Consider the following 17,884-nt stretch of genomic DNA (forward strand, 5'->3'; position numbering starts at 1 on the left):
TGCCGATGTCAATGGGGCATTTAACATCATTAGAAAAGTAATTCCTGATGTCATTGACCAGGGAATAAAGGGTTTGCCGTTTAATCCGCTCCGTGCTTGACCCACTACGAATGACTAAGCTTTCAGACTTTTAAGTAATTTTGAGTAAGTTTAGTTGAGCGGTGAATCAAGTCCTTGTTTAGAGGGAAACCCCTGATAAATTTAAGATTGCGTTGGAGGCAAAAATGAGAGAAATTTCGGAGCATCCGGTCAACGGGGACTATTATCGGGCATCTTTTGCCATTGTTGTTCTTGGCAGCCTAGCTAGGTAGGGAGTTATGAGGGAAATATTGCTGGTAGAAGACAGCCAAATGCAACGGGAACTGATCTGTGATTTACTCCGCAATAGCGGCATTAAGGTCACGATCGCCACGGATGGGGTGGAAGCCCTCGAACATATTCAGAGAGCCAATCCGGATCTCGTCGTCCTCGATATCGTCATGCCCCGCATGAATGGTTATGAGGTGTGTCGTCGTCTCAAGTCGGATCCAAAAACCAAAAATGTCCCGGTGGTCATTTGTTCCTTGAAAGGGGAAGTCTTTGATCGCTATTGGGGCATGAAAATCGGAGCCGATGCCTACATTGTCAAGCCCTTTGAACCGATTGAGTTCATTTATACCATTAAACAACTGTTGCGCCGATAAAATCGCCCTCACTGGGGACAGTCTAGCTATGGCATAGGTCAAGACAGCTAAAAACGCCGCCCGAATTATTAGTTGCAAGAGAACTAAACTCATGCTTAACAACGCCGATTCTTTTACTGGTAACGCTCAAAATATCGCCCCCGATAATCAGGAATTAAAAACTCCCGTCGGTGAACTGTACTTGCGATTTTATCTACCCTCTCAGGACGAGTTTGCCCTTAGTGCCGTGGGAATTTGCGAGGTAATACAGCAACCACTCGATCGCATTACCCCCATTCCCAATGCTTCACCCTTGCTCCTCGGCACGATCAATCTCCGGGGTCAAGTGATCTGGGTGGCGGATCTCGGGCAATTTTTGGGGGATAGCAGCCGCTTAAACACCGATCGAGCCGAAATTCCCATAATTGCGCTTGAAGAAGAGGAAACGATCCTCGGTTTAGCGGTGGAACGTTTGGGAGATATGGAATGGCTCGACCCAGATCAACTAGGTAGTGCCGCCAGTATTCCCGATCAGATCGCCCCCTATGTGCAGGGAGAGTGGATTCTGGGCCAAGAATCAAAAAAAACCTTAAGACTACTCGATCATCTGGCCATACTCCGTTCTGCCCGTTGGGCGGCTTAAAACCTCAAAAAAATAGCAGAATAGGATTTATAGCAATTCTTTCTTAAAACTACTAACTACTTGATTTAACTTTACTAGGGGAGGGGCAAATGCCGTCAGGGACAGAATACGCAAAACTCTATAGAAAGGCTAACACCGCCTATTGCCAGGGCAACCTTGAGGATGCCGCCGTCATTGTCGAAGAGATGACCAGCAAGTATCCCGAGGATGTCAATGTCATACTTTTACAGGGTCACATTTATCTAGGACTACAACAATACAGATTGGCTGAGGAACGTTACGAAACAGTGCTGCAATTGGCTAAAAATTCTCCCAATGGCTCCGATCTAGTCGATTATGCCCAGCGTGGTCTCGATCAGATTCGGCAATTGGGTTTTGAGGCCGAGGAGGGAGATTTTACGATCGCTGCTACGGAAAGCATTGTCTACAGCGAGGCAGCTTTCGATCTAGGTCAAGGTTTTAACCATTCTCGCTCCAGGAAGTCGCAAGGGGCTGACCCCGATGGACAAAATAAAGAGCTGGATTGGAATAGTAGTCTTTTCAATGAGGAGGATCCCGGCGAGCCTACGGTAAGTAAAGTCCATTCCTATGACGATGATTTTGAGGAATCGGAGGAAACCGCCTTTAGTTCCCCTAACCTGGCGGGCACTGGCTCTCACGGTTCCCAGTGGTCTAGCGATTCGGCGGAGGGGGAAGCCCCTTTCCCCTTTTTAGAAGCGGCGGAGATTGACTCGCTGGAGGAAGGGTGGGACGGTGAGCTAGGGTCAACGGGAGAAGCCACTTTTATGGTTTCCTCTGATCTGGGAGGAAATCCCCTCACCGGCAGAGATCAGGAGTTATCCTATAGGGATACCCTAGAAGAAAGCGCTTTTGCCATTGACCCGGAATCGACCCGCCCACAAGGGGCAAAAACTGGCCGAGTCACTCAAAAAAGATACGAGGAGGAAGACACCGGAGATTTTGGGGAATCAGAACTCAATGATGAGGATTTAGACGGTTTTTCCCCACTGGCTCTGACGGATACGGTTGAAGGACTGGGGGACTGGGAGCTATTTACCCTTTCGGGGGGGGAAGCTTTGAGTGGTGGTTTTCTCCCCGAACCCAGTGCGGGCCTTAATGCCAGTTCTGGTGTGGGAGAGCCTAGTTTTAATCCTTCTCGTCTAAAAACCCCCAATGACAAAAGAGATAGTCATCTTACCCATGCTTCCGATCTCTTGCTCAAGCCAGTGGTGGAAGTCGCTCCGGACAAATTAGGCTTTTTTGTCAACGCTTCTTTAGGCAAAAAACAACTAATCCTAGCGGCTTTAGCGGGTATTACCCCTGTGATCATAATTTTTGCCGTTAGTACCACCTCTTGGCTTTCTACGCTCTTGGCTGCCAAACCAGCCCCGAATAGCCGGGCAAAAACCGAAAAGGTTGCCCCCAAACCGGCCCCAAAACCGCCAGCCTCAGCCAGTCTTTCCCCCTTCAGTCAACCGGTACTAACCATGATGTTATTAACCGGACTGGGAACCCTGGCCCTGACTTGGCTAGGCCTACAGTTGCTAATTAGTCAGATTAAGCGCAGTCTCAACGATCTGCAAAGCCAATTCGATCATCTCTCGGAAGGTAATTTTAACGCTAAAGCGACGATCTACTCGGAAGATGAATTCGGTCAACTGGCCAATCGTTTCAATCAGATGGCTCAGGTGGTGGTAGTTACCACCACGGAAGCCCAACGCCGCGCCGCCGAAACGGAACGGGAACGGGAAGACTTACAACGGCAAGTAATTCGACTTCTCGATGATGTGGAAGGAGCAGCTCGGGGAGATCTGACCGTGGAAGCGGAGGTAAGCGCCGATGTTTTAGGGGCGGTGGCCGATGCTTTTAATTTGACTATCCAAAACCTGCGCGAAATTGTCCGACAGGTGAAAAAAGCGGCAAAACAGGTGAATCAAGGCAGTACCAATAGTGAATCTTTCGCCCGCAATCAGTCTAGCGATGCCCTGCGGATGGCGGAGGAATTGGCCGTCACCCTTAATTCGGTACAGATGATGACCGACTCAATTCAACGGGTGGCAGAAAACGCCAGAGAAGCCGAAGAAGTCGCCCGCACTTCCTCGATTACCGCCCTGAAGGGGGGCGATTCCGTGGAAAGAACCGTGGCGGGAATTCTGCAAATCCGCGAGACTGTATCAGAAACGGCGCGAAAAGTCAAGCGTTTGGCGGAAGCTTCCCAGGAAATCTCGAAAATTGTCGCGGTAGTCTCTCAGATTGCCTCGCGGACCAATTTATTGGCTCTTAATGCCTCGATTCAAGCGGCGCGAGCAGGAGAGGCGGGCCGCGGTTTTGCGGTTGTGGCCGATGAGGTGCGTCAGTTGGCCGATAGAGCCGCTAAATCTCTTAAGGAAATTGAACAGATCGTTTTACAGATTCAATCGGAAACGGGTTCGGTAATGACGGCGATGGAGGAAGGGATTCAACAGGTGATCGATGTCACCGAGCGCTCGGAACAGGCGAAGAAGTCCCTAGAAGATATTATCCAAGTTTCTAACCGCATCGATACGCTGGTGCGATCGATTACCGCCGATACGGTTAAACAACGGGAAAATTCCCTCAATGTCGCCCAAGTTATGCAGTCGGTGGAGTTAACCGCTCAGGAAACTTCCCAAGAATCCCAACGGGTGGCCGGTTCTCTGCAAAAACTGGTGAGTATCTCCCGGGAGCTGCTTTCTTCGGTAGAACGGTTTAAGGTAGACTCAGAGGATGATCGATAATCGGTGAGCGGTAATCGGTGGGTTATTGATTAGCCGCTATCGCTCAAGATTGACCGCTAGAGTGAGTAAAGTTATGCCTAAACTTAGTCTCTGCATGATTGTCAAAAATGAAGCCGAAAATCTCCGGCGCTGTTTGGATAGCGTTAAAGGGGTGGTGGATGAGATGATCGTTATGGATACGGGTTCGACCGATGATACGATTGCTATTGCTCAAAGTTACGGTGCCATAGTTCCTAGCTACGATTGGCGGGGTAATTTTTCCGATGCCAGAAATGAGGCTTTAAAATATGTTACTGGCGATTGGATTTTAGTCCTTGATGCTGATGAGGAATTAAATCCCGCTATCGTAGCGAAAATGCGTCGGGCAATGGAAAAAGAGGAAAATTTAGTGATTAATTTAATCCGCCATGAAATCGGAGCCGTACAATCACCTTATTCTCTAATTTCGCGGCTATTTCGCCGACATCCTCAGGTCACTTTTACCCGTCCCTATCACTCAATTATTGATGATAATGTGGCTATTTTATTAAAAAAAGAACCTGGTTGGAAAATAGTTGAACTGCCAGAAATTGCTATCTTTCACTACGGTTACACCGTCGATAAAATAGCCAGCTTAGATAAGTTTGAACGGGCAAGAAAAGCGATGGAGGGTTTTTATCAGCAACATCCCCACGATCCCTATGTGTGTAGTAAATTGGGAGGGTTATATCTGAAGATTGGCAGGGATAAAGAGGGTTTTAAGCTGCTCAAACATGGTTTAAAATGCCATGGCTCTAATCCTCATATTTTATACGAGTTATATTATCATCTCGCTAATTATTATTATTCAGTGGAGGAATTTAAGCAATCATGCGATCATTTTGTTAAAGCGATTAAGCAGCCAATTTTAGATAAGTTAAAACTGGGTGCCTATAATAATTTAGGTGGGTTATTATACGAAGCAGAAAAATACGAAGCGGCCTTATCTATCTTTGAGAAAACCGTAGAAATTGATCCTAGCTATGCCGATGGTTACTATAATTTAGGACTGGTTCTCAAACAACTGCACCGGCTACCAGAATCGATTAAAGCTTATAAAAAAGCTCTCAAGTTAAACCCCGATAATCCCACTATTTACCAAAATCTAGGGGTTGCTTATATAGTTTTCGGTAGTTATAATGAGGCGATCGAGATTTGGCAAAAAGGCCTACAATTATTGAAAGATCAGGGTAATTTCTCTCGCGCTGAAATGCTGCAAGAAACCCTAGAAGCTCTGGGAGCAAGTGTATTGAATGATGAACAGTAACTGTTCACTGTTGTTGCGAAGATTGGGAGCAGCCACTGTACTAAAATTCTCAATAGGCAGTTAAAATGCAGTACATCTGATTGCTAAAACCCTGTCTAGTCAAATCCTGTGAGGATTTTTCCGAATTAATTGTTAATAGGATTATCGAGGAGTTAGACGCTGAAGACTTAGGGGTTTTGATAGAAATTATCAAGAGATAATTGCTGCCGTGTAATTGACCTTGACAAGAAATGCTATAATTTCCTAGCAAGAGGGGAATTTAATCTCCCTCAGGGTTGCCATCGCACAATTTTGTCGGTTGCTGGTTCTCGTCAGCTTGTCTGTCAAATATACCAATTCTATTTTGAATCGGTGCTGTTATGTCAAGATTCAATATTTCTGGCTGCAACAGAACTGGAAAATCAAATAATCTATTCCCTAAAATCTTCTTACCTTAGACAAAAATAATGAAATTCGAGGAAATCCAAGAGATTCTTAATCGGCAACTGCTCAAGCTTGAGAATCGCTGTCTCAATGACACAGAACAATTATTGTTGCGAGGACTTTGGCAGAAAAAAACCTATCAAGAAATTGCCCAAGAAAATGGTTATAGTAGCAGCTATCTTGCCAATGTAGTTGCGCCAGGACTCTATGATAAAGTCTCGCAACTGATCGGTTCTCCGATCAATAAGAAAAATTTTTTATCTAGACTACAATCTCATTGTACCAACTCCACATCGCTTCAGTATTGCGGTAATGAATATCCCCAGAATGAGCGTCCAGAATACCCCGATGCTCCTGTTTCCTATAATTATTATTATTATCTAAAACGAACAAAACTTGAAGCAAAAATTATCGAGGAAATCGGTCAATCTGGGGCGTTAGTACGCATTAAAGCGCCCAAAAAATGGGGGAAAACGTCTTTATTATTAACAATTTTAGAGGCTTGTCAACAACAATTAGGTTATCAAATTGTTAGTTTAAATTTACAAAAAGCAGACCAAGACATCATCGCAGATTTTAACAAGTTCTTACGCTGGATCTGCCGTAATTGCGCTCGGCAGTTGAATTTAGAAGCCAAATTAGATGATTATTGGGATGAAGATATAGGAATTAAAATGAGTTGGACAATTTATTTTGAAGAGTATATTTTACAAGAGATAAAACAGCCACTGGTATTGGCTTTAGACGAAGTGCATCGAGTCTTTGAACATCCGAAAGTAGCGGAAGATTTTTTACCTTTAATCAGAGCTTGTTATGAAGAATCTAAGCGATCTCCCCTGTGGCAGAAATTACGTTTAATTATTGTTCAATCCACAGAATCTTATGTTTCTCTGCGATTAGAACAGTCTCCTTTCAATGTGGGATTACCCATAGAGTTACAGGGTTTTGGTCAAGAACAAGTGGCAGAATTGGCAAAAAAATATCAATTAAATGAATTAGCAACCAACGAAATTCAACAATTGATCGACTTAGTAGGAGGACATCCTGCCTTGATTCATTTAGCGATTTATCATCTTAGCCAAGAGCGAATCACGATTGAAGATTTAATCAAATCAGCAATTACATCAACGGGGATTTATTCCTCTCATTTACAGCTGCACTGGGTCACTTTACAAAAACAACCCGAACTTGCCGATGTTTTTCAACAGATTTGTCAAGGGAATCAACCAATGATACTCGATCCAATTATTGCTTATAAACTTAATAGTATGGGTTTAATTAAACTCAGGGAAAATCAAGCAATTGTCAGTTGTCAGTTGTATCAAAAGTACTTTAGAAGTCAATATACTGGTTCAGTTTAAGATAGCGATCGCTCAAGCCAATCAGTATTAAATATCGTCTGATAAATCCGATTATGAACGTCCATTTTACCATGGCGTTTTACCACTAATCCAGATAAAAATAACTCAGGTAAATAGGGATTGTTATCAATCTGTATTGCTTCTTGATGCAGGATTTGTCGATACAAGGTTAATAATTGGGGTCGGTTTGGACTTTGAAGAAGGCGATCTTGAATGGTTTTTAAATGTTCGGGTTGATCCTGCATCTCCCAATCTTGAATAATTTTTTCTGCTACTAACTGAGCTAACCATTGTTCTTCTTGATTAGAGGGGATTGGCTGCTCACTATCCCGCATCAGTTGACAGAGTTTTTGAGTTAAGAAAGGTTGCCCTCCCGTCCAGCTTAAGACTTGTTTGAGCATTGTCTGAAGATTACTGACTTTTTCTGTTAACCCATATAATAAAGGTTGGGCTTCGTGTTCTTTAAAACTTGCTAATTCAATAGCGTTACCAATATTAAAAGGTGTTTTCTGGGGGTCAGTAATTAAAGCTGAAGGTGTGGTAGCACCAAAAAAGGCAAAAGTTAGCTCTTGAAATTGAGGTTGAATCGCTCTCTGGTTATAAAAAGAACGAATTAAAGCAAAAAAGTCAGAGACATCAAATTTTAACCCTAAAATGCTATCAATTTCATCAATAAATATAACAGTCGATTGTCTAGATTGCCGCTGATTAAAATTGTTATTAACTAGAAGAAAATTTTCTATAAATTGTCCTAATCGTTGTACAGGAGGCAGGTCTAATTGTTCACTCCACCAAGCTTTAAAAGGTTTCAATTGTTTTATTAATCCAAAACTGCGGAGCAGATCAACGGCTAATCCTTTATACCATTGTTCGGGGGTAATATTGTCTGTTCCTAGGCGAGTTAAGTCAATGACTGCACATTTAATTCCCTCCTTTTGTAATTGGCTCATCATCCGTACCATTAAGCTAGATTTTCCCATTTGACGTGCATTTAAAACATAGCAAAATAGACCTTGTTTGAGAGCTTTATAAAGATTGCGATCAGCTTGTCGAACCACATAATTCGGTGCATCCATCGGTAAACTTCCCCCCACTTGATAGACAAATTTTGGGGGTTGTTCAGCACTTTTAAGCAGGTCATTTTCAAAGATAAGTTCTGCTTGAGTTGCTTTCAGTACCTCTAAAGTATTTGTGAGTTCTTTAGTGCGTTCTTGCACTCTTTGTTCTAAGTTTTGATAGAGTCTGGAGTTATCAATAGAGATAGCAGCTTGAGCCGCTAAAATGTTTAATAGTTCTACTCTTTCATCAGTAAATGCACCTGTGGTTAGATTATTTTCTAAATAAACAATTCCTTTTATTTGACCTTGATTGAGTAAAGGGGTACAAAGAATGGATTTAGTTTGTTTTGCAACAATGTAAGGATCAGTTGTAAATTGACCTGATGAAGTGGCATCGTTTACAACGATAGTTTCTTTTGTGCGAGCCACATAATAAATAATTTTAGTGGGTAAAAGAGGAATTGAGTTATCATGGTCGATAGATTCTATGGGAATTGACTGTAAGATATTAATAGTTTCTTGATCAATTGTGCCTTGGGCTTCAATAACCCAATTTTCTTCCTTTTCTAAAATCAGATAACCTGTTTGCGCTCCTGCATTTTCAATGACAATTTTCATTAAATTTTGCAGAAGATTTTCTAGCTTGATTTCTCCAGAAATCGCTTGCGAGGCTTTGATAATTGTGCTTAAATCAAGAACTTCTCCATCATTTCCAGTGGTAGAGATAGTGGTACTTAATCCCTTAGATTTGTTTTGATTGCTGATGCCTAACAAATATTGAGGGTATTCTTCTTCTAATTGTTTAACTTTGGCCTTTGCACCCCAACGAATGTAACAATGATAAGCATTTCTGAGATATAGTTTACCGATTTCTTCTCTACCTAAAGTAAAATAAAATTCAGAGGCACGTTCATAAGCTAAAGCCTCTTCATGGATAAATTCATATTTTTTTGCTCCCTGAATTGCTTTTTCATAAAATTCTTGAGCTTTCCAGTTTTGACCTAAGACTCGGGCTTTTTCTGCTTCAACTAGATCATATTTATGTTGAAAATTTGCTGGACAATGACTTGCCCATTTTGCCATCTTCTGCTGGTTGTTATCTACTTGTTGTAGTAATTTTTCTTGCTGTTTTATCTCACAATTATTGTGATGAGCTAAAAAAGAAAGAGAAGAATAAAAACTATGTTGAGGAGATGGTAAATACGAATCACTACTTTTTATGTATTGTTGTGTTTCCAGTCCATAATGACAAGCTTGATCATAATCTTTTAAAAAATAACAAATCATTGTTTTGATCAAAGAAAAAATACACAATAACCATTCATTAGACTTGTCAAGCCAATTTTTAAGATGTTGATTTTCTTCTATCTGAGAACTACCAATAACTAATTTACTTGGGGCTTCATGAATCAGATTTAGAATAAAACTATAAGAAATTTCGAGATAAAAAATTGAATAGTCTTGTTGGGTTTTATACATTAATTGTCTGTATTTTGTATAAGTTAGAGAAACCTCCTGCAAATTATATCCTCCAAAGCACTTGATAAAGCAATAAGTTATGGCTGCATAACTAGCAAATTCATTATCTCCGGTTTCTATTCCTTTCTGAATCCCTTGTAATAATTTTTCTTCTGTAACTATATTTCTAAGAGACTGTTTCCAGTGCCATATAAATCCATAGTACAGATGATTAACTTTAGCTTCTAATTTGGGAATATTCAATTGCTCTAGCAACTTTAAAGAAAGTTGGCCAAATTCGTACCCCGAATCTATATCATTTAGATTTCCACAGAGCATGATGCCATAAGCTCCATAGACAGCAGGAGATTGAGAAGAATTACCAAATTTAAGGCAGAGATTGACTTGAATTAAAGTTATAAGAAGATATAATAACCAATTAGTCTGTATTGTTGCAGCAGAAAGCTGTTGCAAGATTAATATTGCTCCTAATTTATAGGGATCATTCATGGGAAGAAGACTCACTAAATCTTTAATACTTCTTCCCTTTAGAAAAAGTTGAATACTTTCCTTTTCTCGCTTAATTTTTTTCTCAAGCTCCTCGCTTGCTTGAGAAGTGTCTATTTCTAATTCAGCTAATAACTTGAGACTGATCTCTATTGCTTTTTCGTGTTTAAAGTCAGCAGAATACGATGAAATCATGTACTGATATGCAGGTACTTTGTCAATGCTATTTTTAGCCTTTTCAAGAACAACTTTATAAAAATATTCGACCTGATCAAATTTGTTATTCAAATAGAGAGCTTCTATGAGTCCTAAATGAATTTCTAAGGTTAACTTATAATGGGTTTTCCAACTATTAACGACTAGCAAATTTAAACAAATTGTCATATATCTTAGATAAGCCTTATAAGCTGATGATGCTTTGGCTTTTTTCCCTGCTTGAAGATTTAATTTGGCTAACTTATCTTTTTCTAATTGTTCAGTAATTAATTCAGAACCTTCGTTCAGATGATTGACAATATCGAAAATATTTTTCTGCAACTCATCTTGTTTAATATTTTTCAGAAGTAGGCGACCAACTTGTAAATGAATCGGCTTCTTTTCTTCTTGTGGAATTAGAGAATAAGCTGCTTGTTGTACTCGGTCATGTAAAAATTTATAGGGAATATCTATGGAGGACTCAGGCTCGTTTTCTAAAAGTTTACTCGATAATTCTTCGGAGTTCCATAAAAGAGGAACTTTGTATTTATTATCTAAAGGAATTACCAGTCCTTCATCTAAAGCTGATTGTAGTTCTTGAGCAGTGATTTTTTGAGATTTATTATTTATAATTGCAATAATTTCTAAATTAAATTGGTTGCCAATACAAGCTGCTAGTTTAAGAATATTTTGAGTTTTATGATTTAACTTTTTGATTTTATGAACCATCAAATCAACGACATTCTCAGTAATAGATACCCTTTCAACTTGTTCGATATCCCATTGCCAATAACCTCGTTCATTATTTTCTGAATTAATCAAAGGAGATTGAGTAGAATTAAATGTTAATAAATTATCTTGATACAAAGAATAGATAAGTTGAGTCAGAAAAAAAGGATTGCCACCCGTTTTTTTAGCGATTAACTTAGCGAGCGGTTGAGAAATTTCTGTTGAACAATTAAGGGTATCAGCAATTAATTGATTAATGTGCTTAAGTTTTAAAGGGGAGAGGGTAATCTCCAAAATTGGGACTTGTGCTTGTTTAATATTCTCTAAAGTGTGTACTAGAGGATGGACAGGATTCACTTCATTATCTCGATAAGCTCCGAGCAGAAGAAAATATTTAATATCCGAATCTGATATTAATTGCTCAATTAAGTTCAGAGAAGGTAAATCAGCCCATTGCAAATCATCAATAAAGATCACTAAAGGATATTCTTTTTGGCAAAAAACATTGAGAAATCGTTTAAAAAATAAATTAAAGCGATTTTGACTTTCTGTTCCCCCTAGTGATTCGGCTGGGGGCTGTTTGCTAATAATTTTCTCAAGTTCAGGAATAACATCGATAATAATTTGACCATTACTACCTAAGACTTCTAATATCTTCTTTTTCCAAGTTTGTAGAATTATTTCTGGTTCACTTAGCAGTTGACGAATTAAGTCTTGAAACGCTTGAGAAATAGCAGAATAGGGAATATTTCGCTGTAATTGATCGAATTTTCCCTTAATAAACTGTCCTCGTTGGCGTGTAATAGGTTTATGAATTTCATTAACTAATGCAGATTTGCCAATCCCTGAATAGCCGGAAATTAGAACGATTTCTGTTGTTCCTTGACTGACTCTCTCAAAAGCGGTGAGAAGTTGATTAATTTTCTGTTCTCGACCATAAAGTTTTTGCGGAATCTGAAATCTTTCCGCTATATCCTGACTTGCTAAAGGAAATTGTAAAATTTGTCTTTTCATCTTTAATTGATTCAGACAGTTTTCTAAGTCTGCTTTAATTCCCCACGCACTTTGATATCTTTCCTCTGGCGTTTTCGCTAATAATTTGCTAATGATATTAGAAACAGTTAAGGGAACATTTCGACTGAGTTCATGAACAGGTAAAGCTTGTTGGGCAATATGACAATGAACCAACTCCATCGGGTCAGTGATTGGAAAGGGAAGTTGATGGGTTAACAGTTCATAAAAAGTTACACCAAGGGAATAAAAGTCACTACGATAATCAAGTCCACGATTCATTCTCCCTGTTTGTTCTGGGGCAATAAAAGCTAATGTTCCTTCTAATTGATGAGGGGGAACAAGCGTAATTAATTCTTGGGATAAACGAGTAGAAATGCCAAAATCAATGATTTTAAGTTGTCCCGTTTTTGGGTTATAGACAATATTAGAAGGGTTAATATCTTTATGGATAATGTTAGCTTTATGGATGGCCGCTAATCCCTCAGTTATCTTAATGGCAATCATTAGAAATTCTTCTAAGCTTAATTTACTTTGGGAGACTAATAATTTTAAAGATTGACCACCACAATCTTCAAACAGTATTACTAAGCTATTTTCATATCGCTGTAAGTCATAAGATTTAACAATATTATCTACATTAAGAGAACGGGTAATTTCATATTCTTGTTTATAACGAGTTAGCTCTGAGGGCGTAGGATAGTTTTCTTTGAGAATTTTGATAACAATCGGCTGATTATTTTGATTTAAAGTAGCACGGTAAACTAATGAATTAGGACTTTCGTAAATTTTTTCGACGAGTTGGTAGTCTTTCATAATGTTTTCTAGATATCAAATGCTGTTATTTTTTGAGTTAATTTGAGAATGAATTTCTGTAACTGTTGTTGTCAAAACTTTGCATTCATCTTTTACTTCCCGATTAATTACCTGTGACATCCACATATCACAGCTTTTACAGATAGGTCTAGTGTCTAACTGATTCAGGATCAAATCTCGTCGAAGTTGTTTAAATAAATATCCATCCCAAATCTCTTGTAGTGTTTGTTGATGATAATCACCTAAGCTTTTTAGATTCTGATCAAAGCCTAATCTAAACAAAGTTTCAATACAATAATAAATTTGTCCATCAGGTAAAACAGCCATTTCAAGAAAGGGAAACAAACAAGCCCATCGCCCCTTGGCTTTTTTTTGATAATCTTGAAGAGAATTGTTGACTGCGTTATGAGTTTTATCAAGACGGATATTAGTTTCTTTATATTCAGCGACATTTAAGATGAAAACACTATTTACTTGGGATAGCCAGCGATTTAAAAACATTTGTTCTTCTTCAGGTCTAATTTCTCGATTTCTTACAAAAGATGTTCTTATTTCACAGGAAATTCCTAATTGATCTCTAAGTTTTATAAAATTAATGATGTTGGCTTCAACTCGGTTTAAATCAGAGCCTCGAATTTTCAAGTAAGTCTCTGGAGTCGCCGCATCAAGACTAACATCAATACTCGTTAAACCCGCTTTTAACAATGCTTTAGAACAGCTTTCATTTAGTAGTTGACCATTAGTAGTTAGATGAATTTTAGGTACTCCTTGTTGTCGACAAATTTCAATAAATTTAATCAGTTTAGGATGAAGTAGTGGTTCTTCAACACTACCAATTAAAAGACTAATTCCAGCCCCTCCACAGTCTTTAGCTAGTCGTTCCATCATGTCCCAAGACATAGATTTATTCCCTTGAAAAAAATCGGTAGTATGATTTGGTTTTAAAAGGGAACTATGATAAGGACACATTACACATTTAAGATTACAAGTATTACTAAGAATAACTCTTACATAAGAAGGTTGTATTGCTCTCCCATAATACTCAGAAAAGTAGTGTAATTGTTCCTCAAGATCGACTTGATAAATCAAGGTAAAAGGAAAATTAGCCAAATAATTACTTTTTAATATAACTTCGATTTTCTTGCGAATTTGATGCCAATGATTATTTAATGTTTGAGGGTATAAATAAACTAAGGTAGGATAGGCAGGTAAACCCAGTTCTGAGAGAACTGGGAAACTAGGTCGAAATGCAATTATTGAATCTTGTTCTTTGGCTATGGCCAACAATTTCTCGATAGTTTTTGAATGCAAAGGAACACCATGAGGCGGTATTTCAAGTACCCTGTCAGGAAGATTACAGTTTTCCTTTCCTGAAATTGGTAAAAGCTTTTGTGGATCTTTAATAATCATACAGTGCTACTGGAAATGGGAACAGGGAACAGTAGGACATACTTTGAGTTTCAACAGTTAAGACTGTACTCACCTTAAATCCTACTGCTATACCTTGAATTTTGGGTGGCAGAAAAGTAAAAACACCGCAGATTTTTTAGGTGTGCTGAAGTCTACAACTTTTTGAAAAAATCTCGCTGTTGAGAATTAAGAAGAAGTGGTGGGAATATAAGGGTTTTCTGCCACAAAATGCGTTATATCTGTGTTGTTGAGCCATGTCTCTAACTCCTGTTCAGAAACTGTTGCCTCTCCCAGTTGTGGACGTGGGGGATAGGGAATTGTGAATGAAAAAATCCCTGGATCGTTTGGGGTAGGATCTCCTATTTGTCCATGAAAGCGTTCTACATCAACAAATAACGCATATCTTTTTGCTTCATATTCCGAGAAGATAGGAAACAACGTCTTTTTTTGCTCTTCGCTATATTCAGCAAAGACGGTCTTTAGCAATTCGGAGTTTGATGAGTCAGAAAATATATCTGTAGTCAACAAACCCATCAATTTGTCCGTCAATTCGCCTCTTTCTATTTGTTTCGGTCTGTCAAATATATCTTTGAGCTTTTTAGCAGCAACATTCTTTCTGTTCTGCTCATCCATAGGGTTTTTATCCGACCATCGCCAGATAAAGGTAATCAGTTGAGAAATTAGCTTTGCTTGTTGACAAATTCGAGTTACAAATTCTTCAGAGGGTTCAGTTTTTCCATTCTGTAGCCCCTCATCCGGTATTTTGCTGCTTTGTAGATAAGTTTGATGGCTAATAAGTAGATCTCTAGTTCCAAACTTCATTTTTTGCACTCCTAAAGTTTTAGATTTATGTTTTTAAATTAGGCCATAAAAACAATTAGGGTTATCCCCAAGGATCTTTTTGACTATCTCCTGAGATAAGTTGTCTTCAAGTCCTATAACTTTTTTTACCCCATCAGCCTGATGATCCATGTGAGGATAATCAGACCCGAAGATTAAGTTATCAGAACCGATAAAGTCAATGACCTGAGGCAAATAGGGTTCAGAAGGTTCCACCGCAATGTAACATTGACGGCGAAAATATTCCGATGGTAGTAATTTTACCCGATCTTGGACTTCCCAATGTAAATTTTTGTATTCTTCGTCAAGCTTCCATAACCAATAGGGAAGCCAACCACACCCTGATTCTAGAAACGCCACCCTCAGCCTCGGATGACGTTCTAACACCCCCCCTTCAATTAAGGCTAATAGTGCCATCATTTGTTCCATCGGGTGAGAACAAGCATGAAGCGCAAACCGACTATTAAATCGCTCGGCACCAGTGGTGGATAAGCGGCTATGAGTGCCTTCATGAATTCCTACAGCCATGTCTAAATCCTCGCAGGCCGCCCAAAAGGGTTCATAGGCTGGATCGCTCAAAATTCTGCCTTTAACGGGGTTAGGGCGCAAAAAAACCGCCTTCCAGCCCAAGTTTGCGCTGCGGTGTAGCTCTTTGACCATATCTTCGGGATCATGTTGATTGACTGCAGCGACTCCTTTCAGTCTAGCCGGGTCATAGCTACAATATTCTTCTGATAACCATCTATTATAGGCACGGACAAAAGCCCCCATCACTTCGGCGGGTAGGCTATCAATGGCAAATAACCATAGTCCGTAAGTAGGATAAATAAAGGCCCTATCTACCCCCATTTGTGCCATTGCTTGAACATGGGACTCTGGGTTATAGCGATTGAGATAAGCGTGGGGATGAGCTTGCATCATCTGCTTATTCCCTTCTGCTTGGACTTGTGGGGAGATTTTTTGACTAATCGGTTCTCCTTTGATTTTCATGTCAGCAGAAGGAGCAAATTCCCTAAATTTAGGTTCTAGGTATTGGCCCCACATTGCGGGGGGTTCAATGACATGGGAATCAGCATCAATAATTTTGTACCCGTTGAGCATAGCGATTTTTCGGCAATTTTCTACCTAAATTATATTTGATTGGGAAAAAGCGATCGCTTTTTTATTCTTTCTTTTCGTCTCCTAAAACTCCATGGATTGATTGGGTTAAACTTGATACAGCACTTTATTAAACTTAACGAATGGAAGCGATTGAATTTAAGACGATTCTTCATCATGGCACAGTTGTCATTCCCCCTCAATATTCCTCTAAGTGCGAAGGTAAGGCGATTCGTGTGATATTTTGCGAGGTGAAGTCATTCCCTTGATTTCTGCTCGTCGTGCTACAAAACAAGAGAGAAAAACTTATGAGAAAGGAATATGATTTTTCTAAAGGAAAACGGGGGGCGCTCATTTCCTCTAAGGGAAAAACACGCATTACCATTTATCTAGATGATGAGATTCTAGCTTATTTTCGAGAACAGGCAGCAAACCGCAGGAATGGGCTATCAAACTCTAATTAATGAGGTTTTAAAACAATATATCCAATCTCCTAAGGAGCGATCGCTCACTCAGTCCGATTTACGCCGTATTCTTCGGGAAGAATTATCAGCCCTCCAATAATGTTGCTTGTGATAGTTACAAGTTAGGCGATCGCTGTGTTGTTCTGAGGAATAGCGATCGCTTTTTTGCTTCTTTTCATCCCCTGAAACCGCTATAAGTCAGATTTTAAAAGGGTTTTGATGATTTTAGCCGCCCGATTAATTCATTAGTTCTACTTAAAAAGTACATGACCATACCATAAAGTGACCCTTTAAAGTTAATATAAATCTAATATTACAGGAAAAATTAGACCCGCTCAAAAAAATACCCTATCTGTAGGGGTACAAGGTTTGTAGTAACACCATCTGTAGAGTTTTTGCCTAACTGATCTAACATCCATACTTCAAAGATGCTACATCCGAGAGAGTGGGATATTTTTGGAGATTACGACTAAATAGCATCTGGTTTCATCTTTGAGGGCGATCGCATCTCTTGATTTTCTGAGAAAAGCGGGCGTTTTTTAGACTTTACTTGAATAAATCCAGCAATAAATCCCTGAAATCGCAACAAATCAGCATATAAAAGAGTTTTACTCATTCTAGTTAAGGTAAATCGGGTTTAATCTCTTAAATCTGTCTGATTAATTCATCTGTTCTACTTCAAGGGTTAGGTCATTATACCATAAAGTGACCCTTTGAGTCTAATATGAATCTAATATAAATCTAATATAAAAGTTAATATTCTGCTCGAAAAAACATATTAGAAAAGTATTAGTTTTAGAGATTGCCATTACTCAAAATAAAACTTATTCTGGTATCAAAGGTGATGAAAGCAATCACTTTTAAGCCAAAAGACAAGACATTTTGCTTAAGGCATTATGGCTAACTTGGACAATTCAGCAATGGATTCTTGAGAACGTCTTAAAGGTGTAGATCAGTTTCTTTTCTCTTATACCAAGAGATACTTAGTTCATTTACTAAAAAAATCACAGAGGTACTAAAAAAATGGCGACAAAACTCAATTTCTTGAATAACACAAGTCAACCAACATCAAACCAGATCCCTGACAGGGGGACAAGCAAGCTGAAAAGCTTATGTAGCATGGAATACAGACACAGACTCCCAAAAAAGATAAGTAATATATAGTAAA

10 protein-coding genes and 1 pseudogene are annotated in these 17,884 nt (G+C 39.2%); 6 read left to right on the top strand and 5 right to left on the bottom strand.

Annotated features, from left to right (window positions below; genetic code table 11):
• Window positions 1-317: 317 nt before the first annotated feature.
• The 5 genes from BGL89_RS20320 (at window position 318) to BGL89_RS20340 (ending at window position 7,130) form a co-directional block, all read left to right on the top strand.
• Complete coding sequence (locus BGL89_RS20320) at window positions 318-683, top strand: response regulator transcription factor (RefSeq protein WP_286827347.1); 366 nt, start codon at window positions 318-320, stop codon at window positions 681-683.
• 91 nt (window positions 684-774) lie between these two features.
• The gene (locus BGL89_RS20325; protein ID WP_286827348.1) at window positions 775-1,305 is read left to right on the top strand and encodes a chemotaxis protein CheW; all 531 of its coding nucleotides are present in this window, start codon (window positions 775-777) and stop codon (window positions 1,303-1,305) included.
• A gap of 89 nt (window positions 1,306-1,394) precedes the next feature.
• Entirely contained in the window at window positions 1,395-4,061 is a 2,667-nt protein-coding gene (locus BGL89_RS20330; RefSeq protein WP_286827349.1) for a methyl-accepting chemotaxis protein, read from the top strand.
• 73 nt (window positions 4,062-4,134) lie between these two features.
• Window positions 4,135-5,346 (top strand): glycosyltransferase, encoded by a 1,212-nt coding sequence (locus BGL89_RS20335; RefSeq protein ID WP_286827350.1) that lies wholly within the window; start codon window positions 4,135-4,137, stop codon window positions 5,344-5,346.
• A 446-nt stretch (window positions 5,347-5,792) separates the two neighbouring features.
• Window positions 5,793-7,130, top strand: coding sequence for an AAA-like domain-containing protein (locus tag BGL89_RS20340; protein WP_286827351.1), 1,338 nt, complete (start codon window positions 5,793-5,795; stop codon window positions 7,128-7,130).
• Here the strand turns inward: BGL89_RS20340 and BGL89_RS20345 are convergent.
• The 4 genes from BGL89_RS20345 to BGL89_RS20360 form a co-directional block, all read right to left on the bottom strand.
• Window positions 7,127-12,904 (bottom strand): AAA family ATPase, encoded by a 5,778-nt coding sequence (locus tag BGL89_RS20345; RefSeq protein ID WP_286827352.1) that lies wholly within the window; start codon window positions 12,902-12,904, stop codon window positions 7,127-7,129. The genes BGL89_RS20340 and BGL89_RS20345 overlap by 4 nt on opposite strands.
• Before the next feature lie 15 nt (window positions 12,905-12,919).
• The gene (locus BGL89_RS20350; protein WP_286827353.1) at window positions 12,920-14,314 is read right to left on the bottom strand and encodes a radical SAM/SPASM domain-containing protein; all 1,395 of its coding nucleotides are present in this window, start codon (window positions 14,312-14,314) and stop codon (window positions 12,920-12,922) included.
• Between the two features lie 186 nt (window positions 14,315-14,500).
• Window positions 14,501-15,136: a hypothetical protein gene (locus BGL89_RS20355; protein ID WP_286827354.1), complete on the bottom strand. Its 636-nt coding sequence runs from the start codon at window positions 15,134-15,136 to the stop codon at window positions 14,501-14,503.
• Between the two features lie 33 nt (window positions 15,137-15,169).
• Window positions 15,170-16,255, bottom strand: coding sequence for an amidohydrolase family protein (locus BGL89_RS20360; RefSeq protein ID WP_286827355.1), 1,086 nt, complete (start codon window positions 16,253-16,255; stop codon window positions 15,170-15,172).
• Between the two features lie 305 nt (window positions 16,256-16,560).
• Here BGL89_RS20360 and BGL89_RS21395 point away from each other — a divergent pair.
• Window positions 16,561-16,816: pseudogene (locus BGL89_RS21395) on the top strand (BrnA antitoxin family protein).
• A 369-nt stretch (window positions 16,817-17,185) separates the two neighbouring features.
• Here the strand turns inward: BGL89_RS21395 and BGL89_RS20370 are convergent.
• Window positions 17,186-17,332, bottom strand: coding sequence for a hypothetical protein (locus BGL89_RS20370; protein WP_286827357.1), 147 nt, complete (start codon window positions 17,330-17,332; stop codon window positions 17,186-17,188).
• Window positions 17,333-17,884: the final 552 nt, after the last annotated feature.

The sequence above is a fragment of the Microcystis sp. LSC13-02 genome, from assembly GCA_002282935.1.
GTDB lineage: Bacteria > Cyanobacteriota > Cyanobacteriia > Cyanobacteriales > Microcystaceae > Microcystis.

Excerpts from the sequence above, each read along its gene's own strand:
- BGL89_RS20345 (WP_286827352.1), bottom strand. The coding sequence starts at position 12,904 with ATGAAAGACTACCAACTCGTCGAAAAAATTTACGAAAGTCCTAATTCA.
- BGL89_RS20335 (WP_286827350.1), top strand. The coding sequence starts at position 4,135 with ATGCCTAAACTTAGTCTCTGCATGATTGTCAAAAATGAAGCCGAAAAT.
- BGL89_RS20325 (WP_286827348.1), top strand. The coding sequence starts at position 775 with ATGCTTAACAACGCCGATTCTTTTACTGGTAACGCTCAAAATATCGCC.
- BGL89_RS20340 (WP_286827351.1), top strand. The coding sequence starts at position 5,793 with ATGAAATTCGAGGAAATCCAAGAGATTCTTAATCGGCAACTGCTCAAG.
- BGL89_RS20330 (WP_286827349.1), top strand. The coding sequence starts at position 1,395 with ATGCCGTCAGGGACAGAATACGCAAAACTCTATAGAAAGGCTAACACC.
- BGL89_RS20320 (WP_286827347.1), top strand. The coding sequence starts at position 318 with ATGAGGGAAATATTGCTGGTAGAAGACAGCCAAATGCAACGGGAACTG.
- BGL89_RS20355 (WP_286827354.1), bottom strand. The coding sequence starts at position 15,136 with ATGAAGTTTGGAACTAGAGATCTACTTATTAGCCATCAAACTTATCTA.
- BGL89_RS20350 (WP_286827353.1), bottom strand. The coding sequence starts at position 14,314 with ATGATTATTAAAGATCCACAAAAGCTTTTACCAATTTCAGGAAAGGAA.
- BGL89_RS20360 (WP_286827355.1), bottom strand. The coding sequence starts at position 16,255 with ATGCTCAACGGGTACAAAATTATTGATGCTGATTCCCATGTCATTGAA.
- BGL89_RS20370 (WP_286827357.1), bottom strand. The coding sequence starts at position 17,332 with ATGAGTAAAACTCTTTTATATGCTGATTTGTTGCGATTTCAGGGATTT.